Consider the following 22897-nt stretch of genomic DNA (forward strand, 5'->3'; position numbering starts at 1 on the left):
TCCAAACAAAATTAGATGATTTTATTGAACATTAGGAAAATCTAATATTGCAATGTTTATCGTTTTCCCCGGGTTAAAACCCGACGCTACAATATAAATCGTTCCTTCGGAACTTTATCTAGTGATTTCTTTTGATAGAAATTCTTCGTAAAATCCTTTTAATTTATTGCTTTCGCGAACAACGTTTCCCAAAACAATAATTGCCGGCGAACTTAATTGTTGCTCTTTTACAATTTCTAAAATCGAATCTACCGTTCCAACTCCTACTTTTTCTTCAGAAGTTGTTCCGTTTTGAATAATTGCAACAGGCAAATTTCCTTTTTCTTCTTTTTGAAACAAATCAATAATTTGTGGTAATTTGTGCATTCCCATCAAAATAACAACTGTCGCAGATGATTGTGCTGCCAAAGCTACATCTGAAGATAATTTTCTATCAGAAGTTGTTCCCGTAATCGCCCAAAAACTTTCTGAAACGCCTCTTTTTGTAATCGAAATTCCCTGACTTGCAGGAACAGCAACTACCGACGAGATTCCGGGAATTACAATCGTTTCAATTCCGAAACTTTCAACAAATTCTATTTCTTCACTTCCACGCCCAAAAATAAAAGGATCTCCGCCTTTTAAACGCACTACATTTCCATACGTTAATGCATTATCTACAATTAACTGATTGATTTGATCTTGTGTATAAGCGTGATTTCCGATCTTTTTTCCAACAAAAATCTTGATGGCATTTTTAGATGCGTGCGCTAATATTTCGTCATTGGCCAATGCATCATACAAAACCACATTTGCTTCAGCTAGTGCTTTTACACCTTTGAGCGTAAGCAAATCCGGATCGCCTGGACCTGCGCCAACTAAAGTTACTTTTGGTTTGATATTAAGCATTTGCTAATTCTTGAGCTCTGTATTTTTCTATAGTATCAAAAAATGAAATTCCTTGTTGAATGTATACTTTTGCAAACGCTTCTGAAGGTTCATTTTGATTGATTTGATATACTAATTCTCTAAATGTTGTTGCCAATTCTATTTTAGAACTTGTTACAAAAACAGTATCAAATAAGTCTACAATTCCAGCGTGATTGTTTGTTTTTTCGTTTTCTGCAAGCAATAATGCTTTTGCTCCATTTACAAATCCGGCATAAGCATGGTAAATTGCATCTGACCATTTTCCTTCGTCAAAAGATTCTTGCGCAAACGTTAATTTGTCTTTTGCTTCTAATAATAAAGTAGCTACTAAATCGATCACAACTCCGGCACATTCTCCAACTCCAACTGCTTTTACATAGTTATCTGCGTTACCCCAGTCTACGAAATCAGCTTCGGTTAAATTGGTTACATCTGCAAAAGGTTTTAAAATTTCATAGAAATATTTCTCTCCTTTCAGATCGTAATAGTTTAGGAATTTCTCTCCGTTTGCATTTGTATCAAAATCATTTAAGATTGTACGCAAAGCATCTGGTCCTCTACGGCTTGGAATTTTGATTACTTTATCAGCAAAACGTCCTGATCCATTTCCTAATCTTCCTCCGCCTAATAAAACTTGTAAAGCCGGAGCTACTAATTTTCCTGAATTGATTGACATTCCCTGGAAACCAATTGCCGACATATTGTGTTGTCCGCAAGCATTCATACAACCCGAAATTTTAATCTCAATTTCCTGATTGTTTAAGTATTGCGGATATTCTGCATTCAGTACTTTTTCCAGTTCTTCTGCAATACCGGTACTACTTGCAATCCCCAAATTACAAGTATCTGTACCCGGACATGCCGTAATATCTGCAGTAGAATTATAACCTAAATCAACAAAATTCAATTTGGCTAATTCCTGATAAAAGAATGGCAAATTAGCTTCTTTTACGTGACGTATTACAATATTTTGACGCAATGAGAAACGTAGTTCATTTGCTGCGTAATTTTTAATTAAATCGGCTAATAATCTGGCTTTATCAGTATAAAAATCTCCTAATAAAACTTTGATTCCAATAGCGTAATAACCTTCTTGTTTCTGTGCAATTACATTCGATTTTTTCCAGGCTTCATACGCTTTTGTATCTTCGATTGTAACTTGTGGTACTTGTAATAATGGTTCCGGAATTGGACCATCAAAAGCAGTGGTATCTATTTCGTAAGTTTCGAAAGCGATTGCTTTTTTCTCTTTTTCAACCAAATCAAGGAAAACATCTCTTCCCATTTCTTTGATTAAGAATTTCATACGCGCTTTCATTCTTTTTGCACGTTCACCATATCTGTCAAAAATACGGATGATTCCTTCTGCTGTTGGAATGATTTCGTTAACCGGAACAAATTCCGAAAGTAATTCTGCATGTGCCGGCTGAGATCCTAAACCTCCACCAAACATAATTTTAAAGCCTTTTTCGCCATTTACAATTTTCGGAATAAATCCTAAATCGTGTAAATAACTTAAAGCTGTATCTTCGTCTGAAGAAGAGAACGAAATTTTGAATTTACGCCCCATTTCCTGACAAATTGGGTTTCTTAACAGATATTGAAAAAGTCCGTGTGCATAAGGCGAAACATCGAAAGGTTCGTTTACATCGACACCAGCCAATTCACTTCCGGTAATATTTCTAACAGTATTTCCGCACGCTTCACGCAATGTAATATCGTCTTTAGCCAAATTTGCCCAAAGTTCCGGAGTTCTGTCTAAACTTACGTAGTGAATCTGGATATCCTGACGCGTTGTAATGTGCAAACGTCCTGTAGAATATTCATCAGAAACTTTAGTAATACGTACCAATTGCTCGCTCGTAACTTTCCCGTAAGGCAATTTAATACGAATCATTTGAACGCCTTCCTGACGTTGGCCGTAAATTCCGCGCGCTAAACGAAGACTACGAAAACGCTCATCATCAATTTTCCCTCCACGGAATAAATGAATCTTTTTTTCTAAATCGATGATCTCTTTCTGAACAATCGGATTTTCTATTTCTGTTCTAAAACTTTCCATTTCTTTTTAGTTGTTGGTTGTCTGTTGTTGGTTGTTGGTTTGCTGGCAGAATAACTATCAACTAAAAACCATCAACTAGCAACTAGCGAATGAATCCTACTCCTGCTGTTGTATTTGTTGCTGTATCAATTAAGATAAAAGCACCATTTGATTTATTATCGTTGTAGGCATCAAAATATAAAGGCTTACTTAGTTTGATACTTACTTCACCAATTTCGTTTATGGCTAATTGTGACGCTTCTTTTGTTCCTGAGTAGTCAGTTGAGATTGTATTTTTGATACTTTCTACTTTTGCTAAAACCGAATTTGTATTGTGCTGAACGATATATTTTGTACCTGCAACTAGTTTTTTACTGTCCATCCAGCAAACTGTTGTAGTGATTTCTTTTTCAATTTTTGGAAGTTCTGATGATTTTACAATCATATCTCCTCTTGTAACATTGATATCATTTTCTAATTCGATTGTAATCGAAGATCCTGCAGCGGCTTCATCAAATTGTTTATCGAAAAAATGAATTTTTGAAACTTTTGATTCTGTTAAAGAAGGAAGAACCGTAACGGCATCTCCAACTTTAATAGAATTTCCGTATAATTTTCCCGCATATCCTCTAAAATCATGATATTCTTCTGTTTTAGGACGAATAACGGTTTGAACCGGAAAACGTGCTTTTCCTGTTTCAAAAACATCATGAGAATGTAATCCTTCTAAATGTTCTAAAACGGTTTGACCATCATACCAAGGCATATCTTTTGATTGATCTACTACGTTTCCTCCATTAATTGCACTCAACGGAATGTAACTTACGTTTTGCTCTTTGAAAGTACTTTTAGCGTTTAATGCCTGAAAATCGGCTTTGATTTTATTGAAAACTTCTTCAGAATAATCTACTAAGTCCATTTTGTTAATCGCAACAATTACCTCTTTCACTCTCAATAAATTATTGATAAAAAAGTGACGGTATGTTTGCTCAATAACTCCTTTTCTGGCATCAATTAAAATAATAGAAACCTGAGAAGTCGAAGCTCCTGTAACCATGTTTCTGGTATATTCTACGTGACCCGGAGTATCGGCAATAATGTAACTTTTCTTTGCTGTCGAAAAATAAATGTGCGCAACATCAATCGTGATTCCTTGTTCTCTTTCGGCAACCAAACCATCTGTTGCTAATGAGAAATCCAGATAATCATATCCTTTTTGTTTACTGCTTTTCTCGATTGCTTCTATCTTATCAGTAGTCAATGATTTTGTATCGTACAATAATCTCCCAATCAAAGTGCTTTTTCCGTCATCTACACTCCCTGCTGTTGCTATTTTTAAAACTTCCATTCTTGTAATTTTGTTTCAGGTTTAAATTTTTTGTTTCAGGTTTCAAGTTGTTGAAACGCTTTCACAAATTTTAAATCTGTATGTTTTTTTTGAATTTTACTTTCCAGTATTTTTAATTAATAATTTATAATTCACAATTAATAATTATTAAAAATACCCTTGTTGTTTTCTCTTTTCCATTGCAGCTTCAGAACGTTTGTCGTCGATTCTGGCTCCTCTTTCAGAAATTGTTGATTCTCTGATTTCGCCTACAACTTCTTCGATTGTTGCTGCGTAAGATTCAACTGCGGCTGTACAACTCATATCTCCAACGGTTCTAAAACGAACAATTCTTTCTTCGATTTGTTCGTCTTCTTCCTGATACACAAAAGGAGAATGTGACCAGATTAAACCGTCTCTCAAAAAAACTTTTCTTTTATGTGAAAAATAGATCGATGGAATCTCAATATGTTCTTTTTCGATATAACTCCAAACATCTAATTCTGTCCAGTTTGAAATTGGGAAAACACGAACGTTTTGTCCATTTTCGATTTTTCCATTCAAAATATCAAATAACTCAGGTCTTTGATTTTTTTCATCCCATTGACCAAAATCATCACGCACTGAAAAAATACGTTCCTTTGCTCTTGCTTTTTCTTCGTCACGACGTGCTCCACCAATACAAGCATCAAACTTAAATTCTTCGATTGCATCTAAAAGTGTGATTGTCTGTAAGCTGTTTCTACTAGAATATTTTCCGGTTTCTTCAACTACTTTTCCTTCATCAATAGCATCCTGAACATTGCGAACGATTAATTCTAATCCTAATTCTTCTACCAATTTGTCTCTAAAAGCAATTGTTTCAGGGAAATTGTGTCCTGTATCAACGTGCAATAGAGGAAACGGAATCTTTGCCGGAAAAAATGCTTTCTGTGCCAAACGCACTAATGTTATAGAATCTTTTCCTCCAGAAAAAAGTAAAACAGGCTTGTCAAATTGTGAAATTACTTCTCTGAAAATGTATATCGCTTCACTCTCTAAAGCGTTTGTTTTTAATACTGAACTTGAACTCATTTGATATTTTGTTTAATGCTTGACAGTTTTTCTAATTTTAGATTGTTGTGAGTTTAATCTAAAACCTATAAAGCTATCGTTATTCTGTGTTTTTTGTTTTTGTTTTTTCAACGAAATAAAATCCCGTTACTTCAAGGCGTTCCCTTCATCAATCTTCCCCGGATTAAAATCCGGCGCTACAATATAAATCTTCCTTCATTGATTGGGTTGAAATATCACATTGCAATCCTCAACCTCCCCCGGATTAAAATCCGGCGCTACAATATAAATCGTTCCTTCGGAACTTTAATCTATTGCCTTAAATCTATATTCTTTATTCTATTCTCTTGTATCTTGCCTTTAGCTTCTTGCCTCTAAAAATCTAGACCTACTCTTTCTTAGCGCTATGCAAACCACACTCTTTATGGCTCGATTCCCACCACCATCTTCCGGCTCTGATATCTTCGCCAGGAAAAATTGCTCTTGTACAAGGCGCGCATCCAATACTTACGAAACCTTGTTTGTGCAAAGCATTTTGAGGAACATTATTTTCTGATAAATACGTTTCTACTTCTTCTAAAGTCCACTTTAATAAAGGATTGAACTTTATGATTTCGAAACCTCCATCGTATTCAAACAATTGTAAGTCGTTTCTATTCTCAGATTGTTCAGCTCTTAAACCTGTAATCCAAACCGAATTTCCTGCCAAAGCTTTTCTCAACGGAACCACTTTTCGAATAAAACAACATTCTTTTCTATTTTCAACCGAATCATAAAAGCTGTTTGGACCTTTATGTTTCAGTAAATTTTCGACTGCAGTTGCTTCCGGAAAATAAACCTCGATTGGCTTTTTATACTTTTTTAATGTTTTATGAAAAACATCGTACGTTTCCTGAAACAATCTTCCGGTATCTAATGTAAAAATCGTGATATCCTGATTACTTTTTGCGATAAAATCTGTAATCACCTGATCTTCCTGTCCAAAAGAAGTCGAAAAGATTACTTTGCCAGGAAATTCACTTGCTAAAAAAGCTAATGTTTCTTCCAGTGAAAAATCTTTTGTTTCATCTAATAATGATTGTATAATCGTCGCACTCATAATCTCTTCTTTCCTTTCTAAAAAATATTACAATAATTTAGATAATGTTTTTAAACTCAATAATATAATTAAAATTCCAACCGCAACCATCATTGGTTTTCTTTTGATTTTGTTAACCAAATAAGCCGCTAAAGGTGCCGAAATTACGCCTCCTATAATCAACCCAAAAATAACCTGCCATCCATGAATTCCTCCAAAAAGCATAAACGTGATTCCACTTGCAAATGAAATTGCAAACTCAGCTGCATTCACAGAACCTATTGTATATCTTGGATTTCTGCCTCTTCCTAATAATGTAGAAGTTACAATTGGTCCCCAGCCACCGCCACCAACCGAATCCATAAAACCTCCAAAAGTGGCTAAATATCCTAATTTTGTTGTTTTCTTTTTTACAACCGTTTTAGACAATGCTTTTTTGATAATAACAGCTGCCAAGATGATCATATAAACCGCAATAAATGGCTTAATAATATCTCCGTTAATTACATCTGATAATAAATAAGCTCCTGTAATAGAACCTAAAACACCTGGAATTAATAAATGCTTTACCAGTTTTTTATTGATGTTCCCAAATTTATGATGCGAAAGCGCCGATGCTCCTGTTGTAAACATTTCAGAAACGTGAACTGCTGTACTGCTCACAACTGGCGGAACTCCATAAGCCAATAAAAATGACGTTGAAGTTGCTCCGTAACCCATTCCTAATGTTCCATCAACCAATTGAGCAAAAACTCCAATTCCAAAAAATACTAAGAACTCCTGATTGAAACCTCCAACAAACCCACTCCATGAAAACTCATTGTAGTGATTAAAAATTAATGTAGATAATAAACCTACTAATAAAACAACTGGTATTACTACCCATAATTTCTCTTTTATAGAGACATCAGATCTAACATCATAATTATTTATTTTCAATTCTTTTTCCATACTCTCATGGTTGGTTTTGGCTTGCAAAATCTATTACCCTATCGGGTTAATAGATTACTATGCAAAATTAATACTTATTTCTAAATATCAAAGCATTATTTAATTTTTTTACAACTCTAATTTTCTACAGGTTAACCAAAGAGCAACTTTAAAAAATATAACAAATTAACCTTTTAAGTTACAAATCATATTAGACTGTATTACAACTAAATAAACTATAAATGATATACATTTGCAAATATAACATTTTAAAGTCTACCATATCCATAGGATAATTATAAAATTGTTATTATTTTTACCGCAAATATTTATTCATGGATTTTCAAATAGGTCTTGTAATTGCTGGTTTGGTTGTAGGTTTTGTAGTTGGGTTAACCGGCGTTGGAGGCGGCTCCTTAATGACTCCAATATTATTATACTTCGGAATCCCACCAACTACAGCCGTTGGCACTGATTTATTATATGCTGCTTTTACCAAAATGGGAGGCGTATTTGTACATCACAGAAAGGGAAATATTAATTGGAAAATTACAGGCTGGCTTACTTTAGGAAGTGTTCCGGCTGCATTACTGACTTTGTGGGTTTTAAATAGTATCAAAACAGATATTTCAACTATTAATGCTGTAATCAAATACAGTTTGGGCTGGGCATTACTTTTTACTTCAATCGCTATCTTATTCAAAAAGAAACTACTAAAATACTCTCAGAAACATGCGGGAGATAAATTTCATAGCGAAAGTCATACTCAAAATATGCTAACTATTGGAATTGGTATATTACTTGGAGCAACTGTAACATTAACATCAATTGGCGCAGGAGCTTTAGGAACAGTAACATTATTCTTTTTATATCCGCTTTTACCAACGCCTCGTTTAGTAGGAACAGAGATTGCGCACGCAGTTCCTTTAACGCTTGTTGCCGGAATAGGTCACGCTTCTATGGGAAATTTAGATCTAGTTTTACTCGGTCAATTGCTATTAGGATCGCTTCCAGGAATCTTTATAGGAAGTATGCTAAGCGGAAAAGTTCCGGATTTATTTCTTAGAAATGCTATTGCAGTAATGCTTTTCTTAGCCGGATATAAATTGATTTTCTAGAAAAAGCATAATTAATCATAAAAAAAAATGCCCATTTCATTAGTTATGAAATGGGCATTTTTGTATCATTATTTAAGCAATATTGCTTAAAATGCAATATCTGCTAATGAATTACTTTCCAGAATTTTAAGTGTATTATCACGAACCTCTGTCATTAAACGTCTTGCTGCACAGGTAGTTTCATCATCACAATCATCACATTTTTCATAAAAGTTATGACTCGCGCACGGAAGCAATGCTATCGGACCTTCGAGGATACGATAGACTTTTGCCATACTGATATCTTTTGGATCTTTTATCAGATAATAGCCACCGCCCTTTCCTTTTTTCGCTCCTAGAAAACCTGAATTTCTGAGGAGTAATAAAATACTTTCTAAGAACTTAATTGAAATATGTTCGCTTTTTGCAATTTCTGCAATTTGTACAGGATCATTATTTTCTCGTCTGGCTAAATATGTTAAGGCTTTAATTCCGTATTTTGTTTTCTTTGAAAGCATTTTTATATTTTAGATCGTAATTATAAATTCTAGTTCTAAAGTTATCAAAAGAATTAAAACAAACATTACGCATATTTTCTTCAACAAAAATAATCTTTTTAAATGAGAATATAACAGATTCAATCTATATTCTACTAAATTAGTATAGTTTAAAGAAGTACAAACTAAAAACAGCCTTTGACTTTATCTAATTTAGCAGAAAATCATTTTTATAACAACGATTTCAAAATATCACTACAAATTAAAGACACATTATTTTTCATCAAATATAATTGATGATTATCGTCTTTGATAATTTCGTGATTTAAATTCAAATCCAAATACCATTGTGAGTGAGGTTTGTTTGAATCTTTTTCTCCAAAATATAATTTCAGTTCACAATTTGGAGATTCCGTTTCATATCGCAATCTAGTTGAAGAAACAGCAAATAAATTTGAAACTTCAAGACCTTTCAAAGCAGCTTTCCACGCTATTGTTCCACCAATACTGAATCCTAAAACTAATACTTTTCCTTTTTCTAAGTTGAGTAAAGTTTCAACCGCTTTATCGATTCCTCCGTTAAGAAACTGAGCATGAATATAACTTTCTGAAAAATTAGCCGAATCAATTTCTGCAAGTTTTAATACATCGTAATACCGAATCTCAAATTTAATCTTCAGTAAATCTATATATTGCTGAATCCATTCCTGATTATCTCCTCCATATAAATCTGATAAAATAAGTAATCTTGGTTTCATAGAGAATAAAATAAAAATGTCAGACTGCACGAGAACAAAGCTAAATCTACAACTTTGAATTCGTTCAGTCTGACAACTATATTAATTAATTCACTTAAGAAAGTGCCTGATCTAAATCAGCAATAATATCTTTTACGCTTTCCAAACCTACAGACACACGTACTAAACCTTGTGTGATTCCTACTGCTAATTGATCTTCTTCAGATAATTTACTATGTGTTGTTGATGCCGGATGTGTTACTATAGTTTTTACATCTCCAATATTTGCCGAAAGTGAGCATAGTTTAATCTTATCCAAGAATTTTCTTCCTGCTTCAAGCCCGCCTTTAATTTCAATTGCGATGATGTTACCACCTAAAAGCATTTGCTTTTTAGCAATCTCATATTTTGGGTGTGATTTTAGAAACGGATATTTCACACTATTTACATTTGGGTGACTCTCTAAAAACTCTGCAACTTTTAATGCATTTTCGCAATGTTTGTCAACGCGTACAGCCAAAGTCTCTAAACTTTTTGACAAAACCCAAGCATTAAATGGTGACATTGCCGGTCCTGTATTTCTTGAAAACAAATAGATTTTACGAATTAACTCAGCGTCTCCAACTGCAACTCCACCTAAAACACGTCCTTGTCCGTCAATTAGTTTTGTAGCAGAATGGACAACCAAATGTGCGCCGTATTTAATAGGCTGCTGAATGTATGGCGTAGCAAAACAGTTGTCGATTATTAAAATCAAATTGTGCTTTTTTGCGATCTGACCTAACAATTCCAAATCAACTACGTCTACACCAGGATTTGTAGGCGTCTCAGCATATAAAATTTTAGTATTTGGCTTAATAAAACCTTCGATTGTTTCCGGTTTATTGATATCAAAATAGGTTGTTTCAATATTCCATTTTGGAAAATAAGTCATAAACAACGCGTGAGTCGATCCAAAGACACTTCCCGCAGAAACGATATGATCTCCTGAATCCAACAGTGCTGCAAATGTAGAATATATAGCAGCCATTCCGGTTGCAAAAGCATAACCTGCTTCTGCACCTTCCATAGCACAAACTTTATCTACAAACTCCGTTGTATTTGGGTTACTAAAACGGGAATAAATATTACGTACTTTTTCTTCTGTAAAAGAAGCTCTCATATCCTCTGCATCTTCAAATACAAAACTTGATGATAAATACAAAGGAGTTGAATGTTCCTGAAATTGCGATTTTTCTAAATGTGTGCGTATGGCTAAGGTTTCAAAACCTAATTCTTCTTCGTTCATTTTTTTAGTTTTTCTAGTTTCAAGTTCCAAGTTCCAAGTTTTTTCGATAGATAAAAACCAGAATTTAAAACTAAAACTATAGTGAGTTTTAAGTCAACATAAAAATTATCTAATTTTCTATTGGACTAATTTTCTAATTCTATAATATTTCGTTGTTCAATACAACTTTGTAATTTATTGTAGCTGTTGGTTCAATTGTTTTAGAAACTGAACAATATTTTTCGAAAGAAAGCTGCGCTGCTTTTTGTGCTTTTTCAGGGTTAATATCCCCTTCTAAGTAAAAAACTACGTTGATTTCTTTAAAAGGTGTTGCTTCTCCAACTTTTACACGTTCTCCTTCAACTTCAGCATTGAATGACGTTATTTCCTGACGTTGTTTCTTCAAAATCGAAATCATATCAATGGCGCTACATCCTGCAACTCCCATTAATACTAATTCCATTGGGCTTGCACCTAAATCGCTTCCGCCAAATTCGGCTCTGCTATCTACATCAACTACATGACCTCTTTCATTTTTGAGTTTAAAATGAAACGCGTCGTTTACTCTGTTTAAAGTTACTTTCATTGTGTTGTTCTTTTTTTTGTTTTTGTTTGAGCTCAAATCAGAAATCTAAACTCTAAAATCTGCATTCTAAAATCAAATTACCCTTTATCAGATAATCTCAAAATATCTCCAAATACACCTCTCGCTGTTACCGCAGAACCTGCACCGGCTCCCTGAATAACGATTGGACGATCTCCGTAAGATTCTGTATAAATTTCGAAGAAAGAATCCGAGCCTTTTAATCCGCCCAAAGCAGTATCTGACGGAACTGAAACTAATTTTACTTCGAGAATTCCTTTGTCATTTTGCAAATCTCCAGACAATTCACCAATGTATCTTAATACGTGATTGGGCTTTTGATCGGCTTTTATTTTCTCATAAATTGGATCGAATTCTTTTAGTTTTGTCAAGAAATCAGAAACATTTCCTTCACGTAAATGTTCCGGAATTAGGTTTTGAATTGAGATTTCTTCAAACTCATTTTGCAAATCTAATTCTCTTGCTAAAATCAATAATTTTCTTCCCACATCATTTCCGCATAAATCTTCACGCGGATCTGGTTCTGTATATCCGTTGTCGATTGCTTCTTTCAAAATTTCGCTAAACGGAACATCTTTCGCAGAGAAATTATTAAATAAATAGCTTAATGTTCCGGAGAAAACTCCTTTTATTTTTGTGATGTTTTCACCAGAAAGATGCAATAATTTTATGGTATCAATTAATGGTAATCCTGCACCAACATTAGTCTCGTACAAATAATTCTTCTGATTATCTGCCAATGATTTTCTTAGTTCTTTATAAAAACCATAACTCAATGTATTCGCTACTTTATTGGATGAAATTAAATCAAAACTGCTTTCAATAAGCGGTATATAATTCTCAACAAAACTTGCACTTGCTGTATTATCAATCGCAATTAAGTTCTCTAAATGATATTCATTTGCATAAGCGATAATATCTTTGATTGTATAAGCTTCTCCTTTACTTGCAATATCATTTTTCCAGTTTGAAGTTACGCCATTTCTATTTAAAAGTAACTTTTTAGAATTTGCAATTGCAAAAACATTCAGTTTTACATCTTTACGTTTCTCAATCGCCGCAGCCGATTCTAAAATTTGATTAATCAAAGTTCCTCCAACTAATCCGTGACCGAAAATAGCAATGTTGATTTTCTTAGAAACTCCGAAGATTTCTCCGTGAATTACGTTTAAAGCTTTATTCAGTTCTTCTTTTTTAACAACCAAACTCACGTTTTTACCCGTAACGGTATTGTTGAATAATATTGGAACTATTTTGTTTTTAATTAAAGCCGTGTAAGGTTTATGGAAAGTACTTAAATCCTGTCCAATAATCGAAATTACCGAAACATTATCTGTTACTGTAATTTGGTTTACATCTTTAGAATAAAAGTCGTTTTCAAACTCTTTTTCTAACTCGACCATTGCAAGAGTTGCTTTATCTTTTGCCACAACCAGTCCGATTCCTCTTTCTGAAGAACCTTGAGAAATAATACTTACACTGATGTTATGATCGCCCATAACTTTAAAAATACGAGCATCAACACCTGATTTCCCAAGTAATCCACGACCTTCAAGATTTACCAAAGAAACATTTTCTAAAACAGAAAGTGTTTTAATCCCTTCTTTAGCAGAATCTGAAGTAATTAAAGTTCCACGGTTTTCATGATTAAAAGTATTTAAAATACGAAGCGGAATATTTTTTTCTAATAATGGAATTATCGTTTTAGCATGTAGAATTGTTGCTCCAAAATTGGCCAATTCATTTGCTTCATTAAATGATAAATATTCAATTTTTTTAGCATCGGCTACCAAATCAGGATTTGCGGTATAAATTCCGTCTACGTGTGTAAAGTTCTGAAGCTCTTCAGCATCCAAATAATTAGCAATTAACGAAGCGGTGTAATTACTTCCGTTTCTTCCTAATGTTGTGGTGTCGTTGTTGTTGTTTGAACCAATGAAACCTGTAACGATATTAACTGTTTCTCCGTTATGTAATTTGAAATAATTGATTACATTTTTTTTCGAAAGTTGTTCTAAAGGCTGTGCATCACCAAATTTCGAATCGGTTTTTAGCAATTCTCTTGTATCAACAAAATTCGCAGGAATCCCTTTTTCAACTAAAATTGAAGTCAATAATTTAGCAGAAAGCAATTCGCCTTTAGACAAAATCTGATCTTTAATTTTATTGCTGTAATCTCCTATCAGGCTAACTCCTTCAAAAAGTTTATCCAAAATATTAAACTCTTCAGATAAATCAACTTGTGGAAAATCTGAAGCTTGATATGCTTTAAAGCTTTCTAATAAAGGTTTGTAATTACCATTTTTAGCCGCTATTCTTAAAATATCTTCAAGTTCATCTGTTGCATTTCCGCGGGCAGAAACTACTACGGCAATTTTTTCGCCTTGATTTACTTTATCTGAAATGATTGAAACTACCTTGCTAAGTCCTTCTCCGTTTGATAACGATTTGCCTCCAAATTTTAATATTTTCATTTTATTTTTCTATTGTTTCTGCCTTAAAAATATCGGCAAGTAAATGATCTAATTGTTTGTACTCGATTAAAAAAGCGTCATGTCCGTGAACTGAATCTATTTCGCTATAAAAAACATTGTCTTTGAACTTTTTTAAGTCCTGAAAAGTTTCCCGATTTTCTTTTGGTGTAAAAAACAAATCCGAATTGATTCCGATAATATGAATCGCTGCATTTGTTCTAGACATTAAAGTTTCAAAATCGTCACTATTTCTGGTAATATCTATGGTTTTAAGTAATTGGTTCATCAGTTTATATGATGCCAATTGATATCTCTTTTGTAGTTTTTCACCGTGATGTGCCAACCAGCTTTCGATATTAAAAACAGAAAGATTGGCATTGATTGTACGCTGAAATTTTTCTTTGAATGATTCAGGAGATCTGTAACACAACATTGCATGAATTCTGGCATCTTCAATAGGACGTGACGAATTATTAAGAATCTGCTCTTGCAAATAGCAATTAGCAATCATCCAGTCCGTCGATTTCCAGTCTGTAGCAATGGGAATTAGGTTTTGAGTAATATTAGGTTCTAATGCAAGAATTTCCCAAGCGATTCCTCCGCCAACAGAACCTCCAATAATGGTGTGTACCTGATTAATATTTAAAGCTTCTAAACCTTTTATAAATATTCTGGCAATATCTCTGGTGGTAAAATCCAGATAATTTTCAATTATAAACGAATCGTTTCCATTTCCCGGAACATCAAATGCCAGGATAGTATATTTTTGGGTATCAATCGTTTTTTCTTCGCCAATTAAATCATTCCACCAGCCATTTTCTCCAGTTACCTCAGCGTTTCCTGTCAAAGCATGATTAACCAAAACTATAGGCGCACTATGTAAAGGCAAACCAGAAAGCGTAAAACTTAACGGTAATGAAAGATATGCTGCACCACTTTCGGTGATGAAATCTTGAATTATAATGGGACTTGGTATATTTTCCAATTTCAAATCTTTTTATTATTGATTTGTATGTGGAAATATTAGAAAGAAAGTACTAGAGTGAAACTAGAAAAATTCTTGTTGTTATCTTTCCACGTTTGGGCGTGGTAGAATGCAGCACCTTCTTCGATTTAACGAAGGGTTGCTAAGGATTCATCGGGTCTAATCCCTCGTCCTTTCTTTATAACATTTCAATACGTTTTTGAACTTAAAGGTGCAAATTAACTACTTATTTCTTAAACTAACAAATTTTATCGAAACTGATTCTGCAATTTCTTAAACATAATTTAAAATAAGTCGAAAGTTTAAAAGTCATAAAGTCAAAAGAATTGGCATCAATTAAATACATCAATCTCTTTTGTTTACTATTTAAAAACTATTATACGCAAAAAATTACCGAACAATTTGCCCAGTAAAATTTAGCAGGTTTCCCTTATTTTATGACACTTTCTGATTTAGATAAAAAGTGTTTCATTTTCTTTTGAATACATCAAAAACAATAAAGAATTTGGTTCTTTTTTCTCCGCTTTTTTATCTGTTTCAGTTATTCCGAAACTTGGATGAATCAATTCGTTTACTGGCGGTGGATTATTTCTTTCGATTTTGCTTCTGAAAAGTTTTTTTCTTAAGTAGTTAATTGTGCTCATGATATTTAAGTTTATGTTAGTTTGCGTTTTATAATCTTTATTGTTTGTTTAATTCTTTGTTATGGTAACCAAATGGAATAAAAAAACCCTTTTGGGTTTTTAATACCAAAAGGGTTTAAGTTTTTTACAACTTATATATACTTTTAGTATCAACAGACGCATACACAAATACGTGCGACGTTAAACATCTTGTTCATCTGTAGGGATTTATTCATCTTTGATTTACTTGCTATTTTAAAAAAATCTTGCATTTGTTTGTCTTTAAAAGCTTCTCGAAACTGCTGAATTATTTTTACTTATTTTTCCTCTTCAAAATCAATAAGATATAAAATTCATCAACGGTTTTATCCGATTAACATAACTATTATTTAGAATAACTAAATTTATCTTCTTGGTGTTTTTGAGGTATTACAAATGTGCGAATATTTTTTCAATTACGCAAGTGAGGATCAACAAATTAATCTTAAAAAACGTTAAAAAACATCATTTTAACGTTAAAAAACATCTTACAAAATTGGCTTTTGTTAAAATGAGAGTTAAAACCTACAAAAAATACGTTACAAATTTTCCTGTTTCAAAATATCAAAGAACAACTAACTACTATTAAAAGCCACTTACAACCAAACTGCTTCTTTATTTTTAATTTTTTCAGCCACTTTCAAAATGTCAGTAATTACTCCTCTTGAAATAGCTTGTTTGCATGCCGATGCACTCTGAATTACGATTGGAACATCTGCGTAAGATTGGGTATAAATTTCGAAAATAGTATCAGATCCTTTTAGTTGACCAATTGCCGACGAAACCGGTTCTGAAACCAATTTTACTTCTAATGTGTTTTTCTCCACATCAAATTCTCCTACATATCTTAATACATGATTATCCGCTTGTGTGATTTTTGCAATTTTGAACGATTTATCGACTGCTTCTTTATTAAGAATACCATTTTGTTCTAAATGTTCTTCCCTAAGCAAAGAATCGATTTTTATATCCGACAGATCAAAATCCTTCCCGATTTCTCTCGTCAAAATCAGTAATTTTCTGGCGGTATCATTTCCGGATAAATCTTCTTTAAAAGTCGATCGCATTAATCCGAGTAAACTCGCGTCTTTTAAAAGCGAAGAAAAAGTGGCTTCTTCTGTAGCAAATCGGTTAAAAACATAACTCAGATTATCTGAAAAAACACCGCGAATCTTTGTAATTTTCTCTCCTGAATGATACAAATCTCTTAAGGTCTGTAAAACAGGAAAACCAGTATCAACCGATGTTTCATACAAAAACTCTTTATCATACTTTTTAAGATTTGACCTAATCTCTTTATATAAATCAATTGGCAATGTATTGGCTTTTTTATTTACCGCAACAATATTAAATCCGTTTTCAATCAATGTATTATAATGATGAATGAGTTCGTCACTTGCAGTTGCGTCAACAGCGATTAGATTCTCGAATTCATTTTCTTTGGCAAATGCAATAATATCCTGCACTTTAAAAGGAACGGCCAATTCTAAGAAATTGGTTTCCCAGGCATATCCAACGCCTTCTTTCTCGAAAAAAGCTACTGTTGAATTTGTGATAATCGGAAAATGAAAATCAACATTTCTACTTTCGAGAAAAAACTCCTGACTTTCGATAATTTGATTGATCAAAGTACTTCCGATATTTCCAATTCCAAAAAGGATGATATTTATTTTAAGCTTTGACATAATTTTTAATTTATTGGGGTTAATTAAACCGTAATCCATTTTAGACGCACTACTGTGCGCCTCTACATATATTGGTTTATTTTCTATAAAAAATCACCTCTAGTAGAACTCACACTACTAAAGGCAATTTTTCAAACAAAAAACAAAAAAACCTAATTTTTATTAATGCTGTATTGCGATTGTGTTACGCTTGCGAAAACGGTTTGCAAATCAGCTATTAAATCCTCTATATCTTCAATTCCAACAGAAAGTCGGATTAAATCTTTTGAAACTCCAGTTTCTAATTGATCAGCATCAGACAATTGTTGATGCGTTGTACTTGCCGGATGAATAATTAATGATTTTGTATCACCAATATTCGCCAAAAGCGAGAACAATTTTGTCTCATCGACTACTTTTTTAGCAGCTTCAAAACCACCTTTTAATCCAAAAGTGATTACACCACTTTGTCCTTTTGGTAAATATTGCTGCGCCAGATCATAATATTTATTGTTTTTTAAACCTGGATAATTTACCCAAACTACCTCATCTTGCTTTTCTAACCATGAGGCCAGAGCCAAAGCATTTTCGCTATGTTTCTTAATTCGAATTGGTAAAGTTTCTAATCCCTGAATAATTTGAAAAGCATTAAACGGACTCAAAGCTGCGCCAAAATCACGCAATCCTTCGATTCTTGCTTTTGCTATGAAAGCTGCATTTCCTAAAGCTTCGTGATAAACTAGTCCGTGATATCCTGCTGAAGGTTCTGTAAACTCAGGAAATTTTCCGTTTGACCAGTCAAATTTTCCTGCGTCAATAATTGCGCCTCCTAAAGAAGTTCCGTTTCCTGAAATATATTTAGTTAAAGAGTGAATTACGATATCCGCTCCGTACTCAATTGGATTCAATAAATAAGGAGTAGCAACCGTATTGTCTACAATAAAAGGAACTTTGAAGTTTTTGGCTTCCGCCGAAATTCCTTTCAGATCTAATACATCTAATTTTGGATTTCCCAGAGATTCTACAAAGAATGCTCTTGTGTTTTCTTTGGCCGCTTTTGTGAAATTTTCGGATTTAGACGGATCTACAAAAGTTGTTGTGATCCCTAAACGCGGCAAAGTTACATTTAGCAAATTATAAGTTCCGCCATACAAACTGTTTGAAGCCACGATATGATCTCCCGCTTTTAGCAAAGTCAATAATGCTGTCGAAATTGCCGATGCTCCAGAAGCTGTAACGACAGCTCCAATTCCGCCTTCAAGCGCTGCTAATCTTTGTTCTAAAACATCGTTTGTTGGATTATTTAATCGAGTGTAGATAAATCCGGCTTCGGCAAGACCAAATAAATTGGCAGCATGATCTGAATCATTAAATACATATGAAGATGTTTGATAAATAGGCACTGCTCTTGTTCCTGCATTTTTAGTAACATCGTGTCCTGCGTGTAGTGCGTTTGTTGCAAATTTTTGTGTGCTCATGATCTTAGTTTTTTAGGTATTGTTAATACTATTATATATTGTTATTGAAATTGTTTCTTTTGAAATTGACTTATTGTATAAAAAAATCTTCTCCTTCTTCTTCAAGGCTATACATTAGAAGCAGTAATGATTTTTGACTTTTTATGTCTTGTTCTACATTTAGTCTTATAACTTCTCTTGATACATCTTCAGATTTATTATTGTTGTTTTGAGAGTCGTTTCTCAATAAATACTCTACTGCAATTGAATTTAATGTTCTCATAATTTGAAATTTTAAAAGTGTTGAAATAAAAAAAGCCCTTTCGGATGGCTACCAAAAGGGCTTATAGTTCTAACTATAACAAAGATTTACTCTTTCACTTTTGGCAACAGCAATTTTGGATGCACACTTGCATCATCTCACAACATATCATCATATTATTTGCTATTGTTTTCATTTTCGTATTATTTAAATTAATTCATTTTTAAGTTCGACTAATTTGATAGAGTAAATATAGAAACTAATTTTAGAACTACCAAATTAAAAAATGATATTTTGTATTATTTTTTTTTAAGCCCTGTAAATGCTGGAGTTTGCTTTTAAAAAATTTAGCCCGCGGATCTTGCGGATTAAACGGATTTGCACCGATTTATTTTATTTGTTTTGCAATTAATTAAAAAGTTTAACCACTCCCGATAGCTATCGGGATAAAGGATTAAAATGATTAAAAAAAATCTGTGCAAATCCGTTTAATCTGCCAAACCCGTGGCCAATCTTTATATTTTTAGAATTTGAAACTTAGTCTTGCAAAACCAAATCTTCCGTTCAATCCAAATTGTGATACTGCTCTTGAATAAGCAAACTGATTTGCGTTTGTCAAATCTGTACTTGGCGCAGGAGACAATGTTGGAGTTGTATTTGTAAATGCCGGAGTTGCAGGATTATTTCTATCCGGATAAACGTCTCCTATATTATTAAACCCAATCGTAAATCTGAATTTTTCGTTGATTTGATATCCTGCTGATAAATCGGTTACAATTTTTGCACTATAAACAGGATGTTCGTAAACTGAAGATGATCCGTCTAAGTTTACATCTGTCGCTCCAGGATCAGTAACTTTTCCGAAATAGCTGTTTCTTAAATAGATATCCAGTTTTTTAATACTGAAAGTTGTCATCAAGTTCGCTTTCAATTTAGGAATCGCTTCTTCTAAATAAATTCTGCTTGATTCCGGGAAAAATGAATATTTATAAGGATCTCCACCTGCATCAATAATAGATTGAGGAACATTTAAATCTCCTACTCTTTTTGTTTCATTATAACTTAAAGCAAGATCATTTCTGATCACAAAATCAGGAATAACATCATATTTCTGAGAAATTACAACATCGATACCTTTAGTTTCAGAGTTGATTCCGTTAGTCCAGAACGAAGCTCTTTCGACACCTTTTAAATCAAATGCTTGTTGAAACAATGTCAATGCCTCCTTTTGTGCCGGCGATGTTGCGGCATCTATTTGCGCAGTTGTTGGTCTTGCATATTGTCCTGTCAATACAACTCTGTCGTCGATTCTTGTAAAATAAGCATCTGTTGCAATCGTAATATTTGCTTCAGGAATTTTGAATGTGAATCCTGTACTGATACTTTTAGATTTTTCAGGTTTCAAATCTTCAACTCCAATACTTTTTGCCGCTTGAGAATCATTTGTAAAATATCCAACCTGATAAGGAGAACCGTTTATAAATTGTGTAGAACTGCTTTCAAAATATTTTTGCTGTAATGATGGCGCTCTAAAACCAGTTTGTCCTGAAATTCTCCAATTGATATTATCTGTTAATTTCAAAAGAGACGCTAATTTAAAAGTAACTGTACTTCCAAAATCAGAATAATTCTCATAACGTGCAGCACCATTTAAAAGCCATTTTTCTGTAGCATTTAATTCTAAATCAATATAAGCGGCACCACTTTTTCTATCTCTTTCTTTAGCATCAGATGGTTGAAATCCTGAGAAACCTTGTGCTCCGGCTCCACGTTTGTTTCCAAAAAAGTCTGTAACAATTAATGGTGAATTACTTGGTAAAATTCCCGAAACCAAATTTCCGTTTATATCATACAATCCGTAAGATGCTTCTTCTCCTGCTTTTATCTGATAGTTTTCATATCTGAATTCTCCACCAAAAGCAACGTTCAATCCTGCTAAAACATCATACTTTTTACTGAAGTCTAAGTTGGTTGTACTTTGTAAAAACGAAACTTTACCAGCATCAAAACTTGTAGGCGAATTTGTTCCTAAAGTTGCATTAATAGTATTGTTTACATCATATTTAAAAGAGTTTGATCCTAAGTTTGTACTTAAATCTGTATCAAAACCAAATAATTGAGTTGTAACTCCAACTGCTGCCGAAGCATCCAGAATGTCAGACTCTATTTCCGGTAAAAAACCATTTGAATACACTTGCGTGAAAGTTCCGGAACCATTTGGCAATCTGTTAAAAGCATACGATTTTCCGTTTCTATAAGATACTCCACCAAAAGAATATAAAGATGTAATATCGCTTAGCGGATATTTTGCATTATAATAAGCTTGTCCCGAAGCCAATTCTGACTGACCAACACTCATATTATAATCACTTCTTTGCTGACCTCTGTACGCCAATTCATTATTGGTTGCATCAAAATTCAAAGCTGTTTGCATTTGAGCAATAGTCGTAGCCGAAGAAATTGCAGTTTGCTGTGCAGTTGTAAAATAACTTACTTGCGGCGCATATTGTTTTAACGAACTAAGAATTTGCGCTGAGTTTGCTGTATTGTTAATATTGCTGAACAAAGAATTAATTTGAACACCATCCTGAGCTGCTCTGTTTTCGACAGCATTGTAACCATTAAAAATTGGGTTACTTCTAATTCCTGCTCTGCTTGTTGCTTGTCTGGTTACGGCACTGGCAGTAACATTTAGAAAACTTCCTGTTTTACCCAAAGAAGTTCCGTAATTCAAGTCTGCTTGAAGAGTTTGTCCATCAGATCCGCCTTTAAAATTATTAGATCCCGAAGATAAGTTAGTTCCATATTGAACCCCTCCCGAAATAAAATTGGCATTCTTTTTCAATACAATATTAATAACTCCCGCAATTGCATCTGAACCATATTGTGCTGCTGCTCCATCACGCAAAACCTCGATTCTCTCGATAGCAAATGATGGAATTGCATTCAAATCTGTTCCAACAGATCCTCTTCCCGGAGAACCATTAATGTTTACCAATGCACTTGTATGTCTGCGTTTACCATTTACCAAAATCAAAACCTGATCTGGTCCTAAACCTCTTAATTGTGCCGGATCTACGTGATCTGTTGCATCTGCAGTAGAAGTTGCGTTACTGGTAAATGATGGCGCAACATAATTTAAAATCTGAGTCACACTGGTTTGTGGCGAGCCTTTAGTGATTTCAGAAATATTAAAAACATCAACTGGAACAGGCACATCTGTTTTTACTCTGTTTTTACTTCTTGACCCAACTATTGTCACTTCAGACAATTCATTATTCTTTAAGCTGTCCTGCTCTTTTTTATTTTCCTGTGCATAAATGCCTGAAAATGTTAGAAGACCTAAAGCTATTACTAGATTTCTTTTCATTACTTCTTTTTGGTATTTATTATTACTTTGGGTTAAAAATGATTTACAATTTGGTTTCTTTTTTGAAATAAAAAAACCCCTGCTGTTTAGCAGAGGTTCTATGTATATTTTTTTGAAAAAAAACTACAACAGCGTCTCTGCGGAAGGCTCCGGCATCTTACAAGACATATTGCACATTGTTAATTTCATTTGTTGGATTAATTTGATGGGGCAAATTTGCAAACTATTTTTTAATCGACCAAACAAAAACAGAAATAATTTCTATTACCCTATCAAAATAGTATGTTATGTTAAATTTCTGCTTATAAAATTAAAAAAAACAGAAGTTTAATTTGCAAATCAAAATGGTTTTATACCTTTGCACCCGAATACAGAGGAAAAATTTGAACTGATTGCAACCTCTTCATAATGAAACGGTTCGTTATGAATACTGAAAGATTGATTTCAGTAGTAAAAAATGCTAAAGCAGAAATTCTCCTTTAG

Annotated in this window: 18 protein-coding genes and 1 riboswitch; of the genes, 1 reads left to right on the forward strand and 17 read right to left on the reverse strand. The window is 33.4% G+C overall.

Going from position 1 to position 22897, the window contains the following annotated elements; translation table 11 throughout:
• Positions 1 to 114: 114 nt before the first annotated feature.
• From cobA to C8C83_RS06330, 6 genes are all read right to left on the reverse strand, one after another.
• Complete coding sequence (cobA, locus tag C8C83_RS06305; RefSeq protein WP_121327121.1) at positions 115 to 888, reverse strand: uroporphyrinogen-III C-methyltransferase; 774 nt, start codon at positions 886 to 888, stop codon at positions 115 to 117.
• Entirely contained in the window at positions 881 to 2971 is a 2091-nt protein-coding gene (locus C8C83_RS06310) for a HEPN domain-containing protein (protein WP_132011696.1), read from the reverse strand. The genes cobA and C8C83_RS06310 overlap by 8 nt, the downstream gene beginning before the upstream one ends.
• A gap of 82 nt (positions 2972 to 3053) precedes the next feature.
• Complete coding sequence (locus C8C83_RS06315; RefSeq protein ID WP_121327123.1) at positions 3054 to 4298, reverse strand: GTP-binding protein; 1245 nt, start codon at positions 4296 to 4298, stop codon at positions 3054 to 3056.
• 147 nt (positions 4299 to 4445) lie between these two features.
• Complete coding sequence (gene cysD, locus C8C83_RS06320) at positions 4446 to 5351, reverse strand: sulfate adenylyltransferase subunit CysD (protein ID WP_121327125.1); 906 nt, start codon at positions 5349 to 5351, stop codon at positions 4446 to 4448.
• A 367-nt stretch (positions 5352 to 5718) separates the two neighbouring features.
• Positions 5719 to 6429, reverse strand: coding sequence for a phosphoadenylyl-sulfate reductase (locus tag C8C83_RS06325; RefSeq protein WP_121327127.1), 711 nt, complete (start codon positions 6427 to 6429; stop codon positions 5719 to 5721).
• 27 nt (positions 6430 to 6456) lie between these two features.
• Complete coding sequence (locus tag C8C83_RS06330; RefSeq protein ID WP_121327129.1) at positions 6457 to 7359, reverse strand: sulfite exporter TauE/SafE family protein; 903 nt, start codon at positions 7357 to 7359, stop codon at positions 6457 to 6459.
• Between the two features lie 314 nt (positions 7360 to 7673).
• Between C8C83_RS06330 and C8C83_RS06335 the strand changes: the two genes are divergently transcribed.
• Positions 7674 to 8456 (forward strand): sulfite exporter TauE/SafE family protein, encoded by a 783-nt coding sequence (locus C8C83_RS06335; RefSeq protein WP_121327131.1) that lies wholly within the window; start codon positions 7674 to 7676, stop codon positions 8454 to 8456.
• Positions 8457 to 8542: 86 nt separating this feature from the next.
• Here C8C83_RS06335 and C8C83_RS06340 read toward each other — a convergent pair whose 3' ends face one another.
• From C8C83_RS06340 to C8C83_RS06390, 11 genes are all read right to left on the reverse strand, one after another.
• Positions 8543 to 8953, reverse strand: a complete 411-nt coding sequence (locus tag C8C83_RS06340; RefSeq protein WP_099710601.1) for an Rrf2 family transcriptional regulator — start codon at positions 8951 to 8953, stop codon at positions 8543 to 8545.
• A gap of 209 nt (positions 8954 to 9162) precedes the next feature.
• A complete protein-coding gene (locus tag C8C83_RS06345) occupies positions 9163 to 9690 on the reverse strand; it encodes an alpha/beta hydrolase (protein WP_121327133.1) in 528 nt (175 codons plus the stop codon).
• 94 nt (positions 9691 to 9784) lie between these two features.
• Positions 9785 to 10957 (reverse strand): aminotransferase class I/II-fold pyridoxal phosphate-dependent enzyme, encoded by a 1173-nt coding sequence (locus tag C8C83_RS06350; RefSeq protein ID WP_121329970.1) that lies wholly within the window; start codon positions 10955 to 10957, stop codon positions 9785 to 9787.
• Between the two features lie 139 nt (positions 10958 to 11096).
• On the reverse strand, positions 11097 to 11522 hold the full coding sequence (locus tag C8C83_RS06355; protein WP_121327135.1) for an OsmC family protein: 426 nt from the start codon (positions 11520 to 11522) through the stop codon (positions 11097 to 11099).
• Between the two features lie 77 nt (positions 11523 to 11599).
• Entirely contained in the window at positions 11600 to 14014 is a 2415-nt protein-coding gene (gene thrA, locus C8C83_RS06360; protein WP_121327136.1) for a bifunctional aspartate kinase/homoserine dehydrogenase I, read from the reverse strand.
• Between the two features lies 1 nt (position 14015).
• The gene (locus tag C8C83_RS06365; RefSeq protein WP_233566018.1) at positions 14016 to 14999 is read right to left on the reverse strand and encodes an alpha/beta fold hydrolase; all 984 of its coding nucleotides are present in this window, start codon (positions 14997 to 14999) and stop codon (positions 14016 to 14018) included.
• 78 nt (positions 15000 to 15077) lie between these two features.
• Positions 15078 to 15186, reverse strand: a riboswitch (SAM riboswitch).
• A gap of 265 nt (positions 15187 to 15451) precedes the next feature.
• Positions 15452 to 15643, reverse strand: a complete 192-nt coding sequence (locus C8C83_RS06370) for a hypothetical protein (protein WP_121327140.1) — start codon at positions 15641 to 15643, stop codon at positions 15452 to 15454.
• A gap of 614 nt (positions 15644 to 16257) precedes the next feature.
• Positions 16258 to 17346 carry an aspartate kinase gene (locus C8C83_RS06375; protein ID WP_121329971.1) on the reverse strand — a complete coding sequence of 363 codons (1089 nt, stop codon included), beginning with the start codon at positions 17344 to 17346 and terminating at the stop codon, positions 16258 to 16260.
• Between the two features lie 152 nt (positions 17347 to 17498).
• A complete protein-coding gene (locus C8C83_RS06380; RefSeq protein WP_121327142.1) occupies positions 17499 to 18803 on the reverse strand; it encodes an O-acetylhomoserine aminocarboxypropyltransferase/cysteine synthase family protein in 1305 nt (434 codons plus the stop codon).
• 70 nt (positions 18804 to 18873) lie between these two features.
• Positions 18874 to 19065, reverse strand: coding sequence for a hypothetical protein (locus C8C83_RS06385; protein ID WP_121327144.1), 192 nt, complete (start codon positions 19063 to 19065; stop codon positions 18874 to 18876).
• Between the two features lie 502 nt (positions 19066 to 19567).
• Positions 19568 to 22414, reverse strand: a complete 2847-nt coding sequence (locus C8C83_RS06390) for a TonB-dependent receptor (protein ID WP_121327146.1) — start codon at positions 22412 to 22414, stop codon at positions 19568 to 19570.
• Between the last annotated feature and the right edge of the window lie 483 nt (positions 22415 to 22897).

The organism is Flavobacterium sp. 90 (assembly GCF_004339525.1).
Lineage (GTDB): Bacteria > Bacteroidota > Bacteroidia > Flavobacteriales > Flavobacteriaceae > Flavobacterium.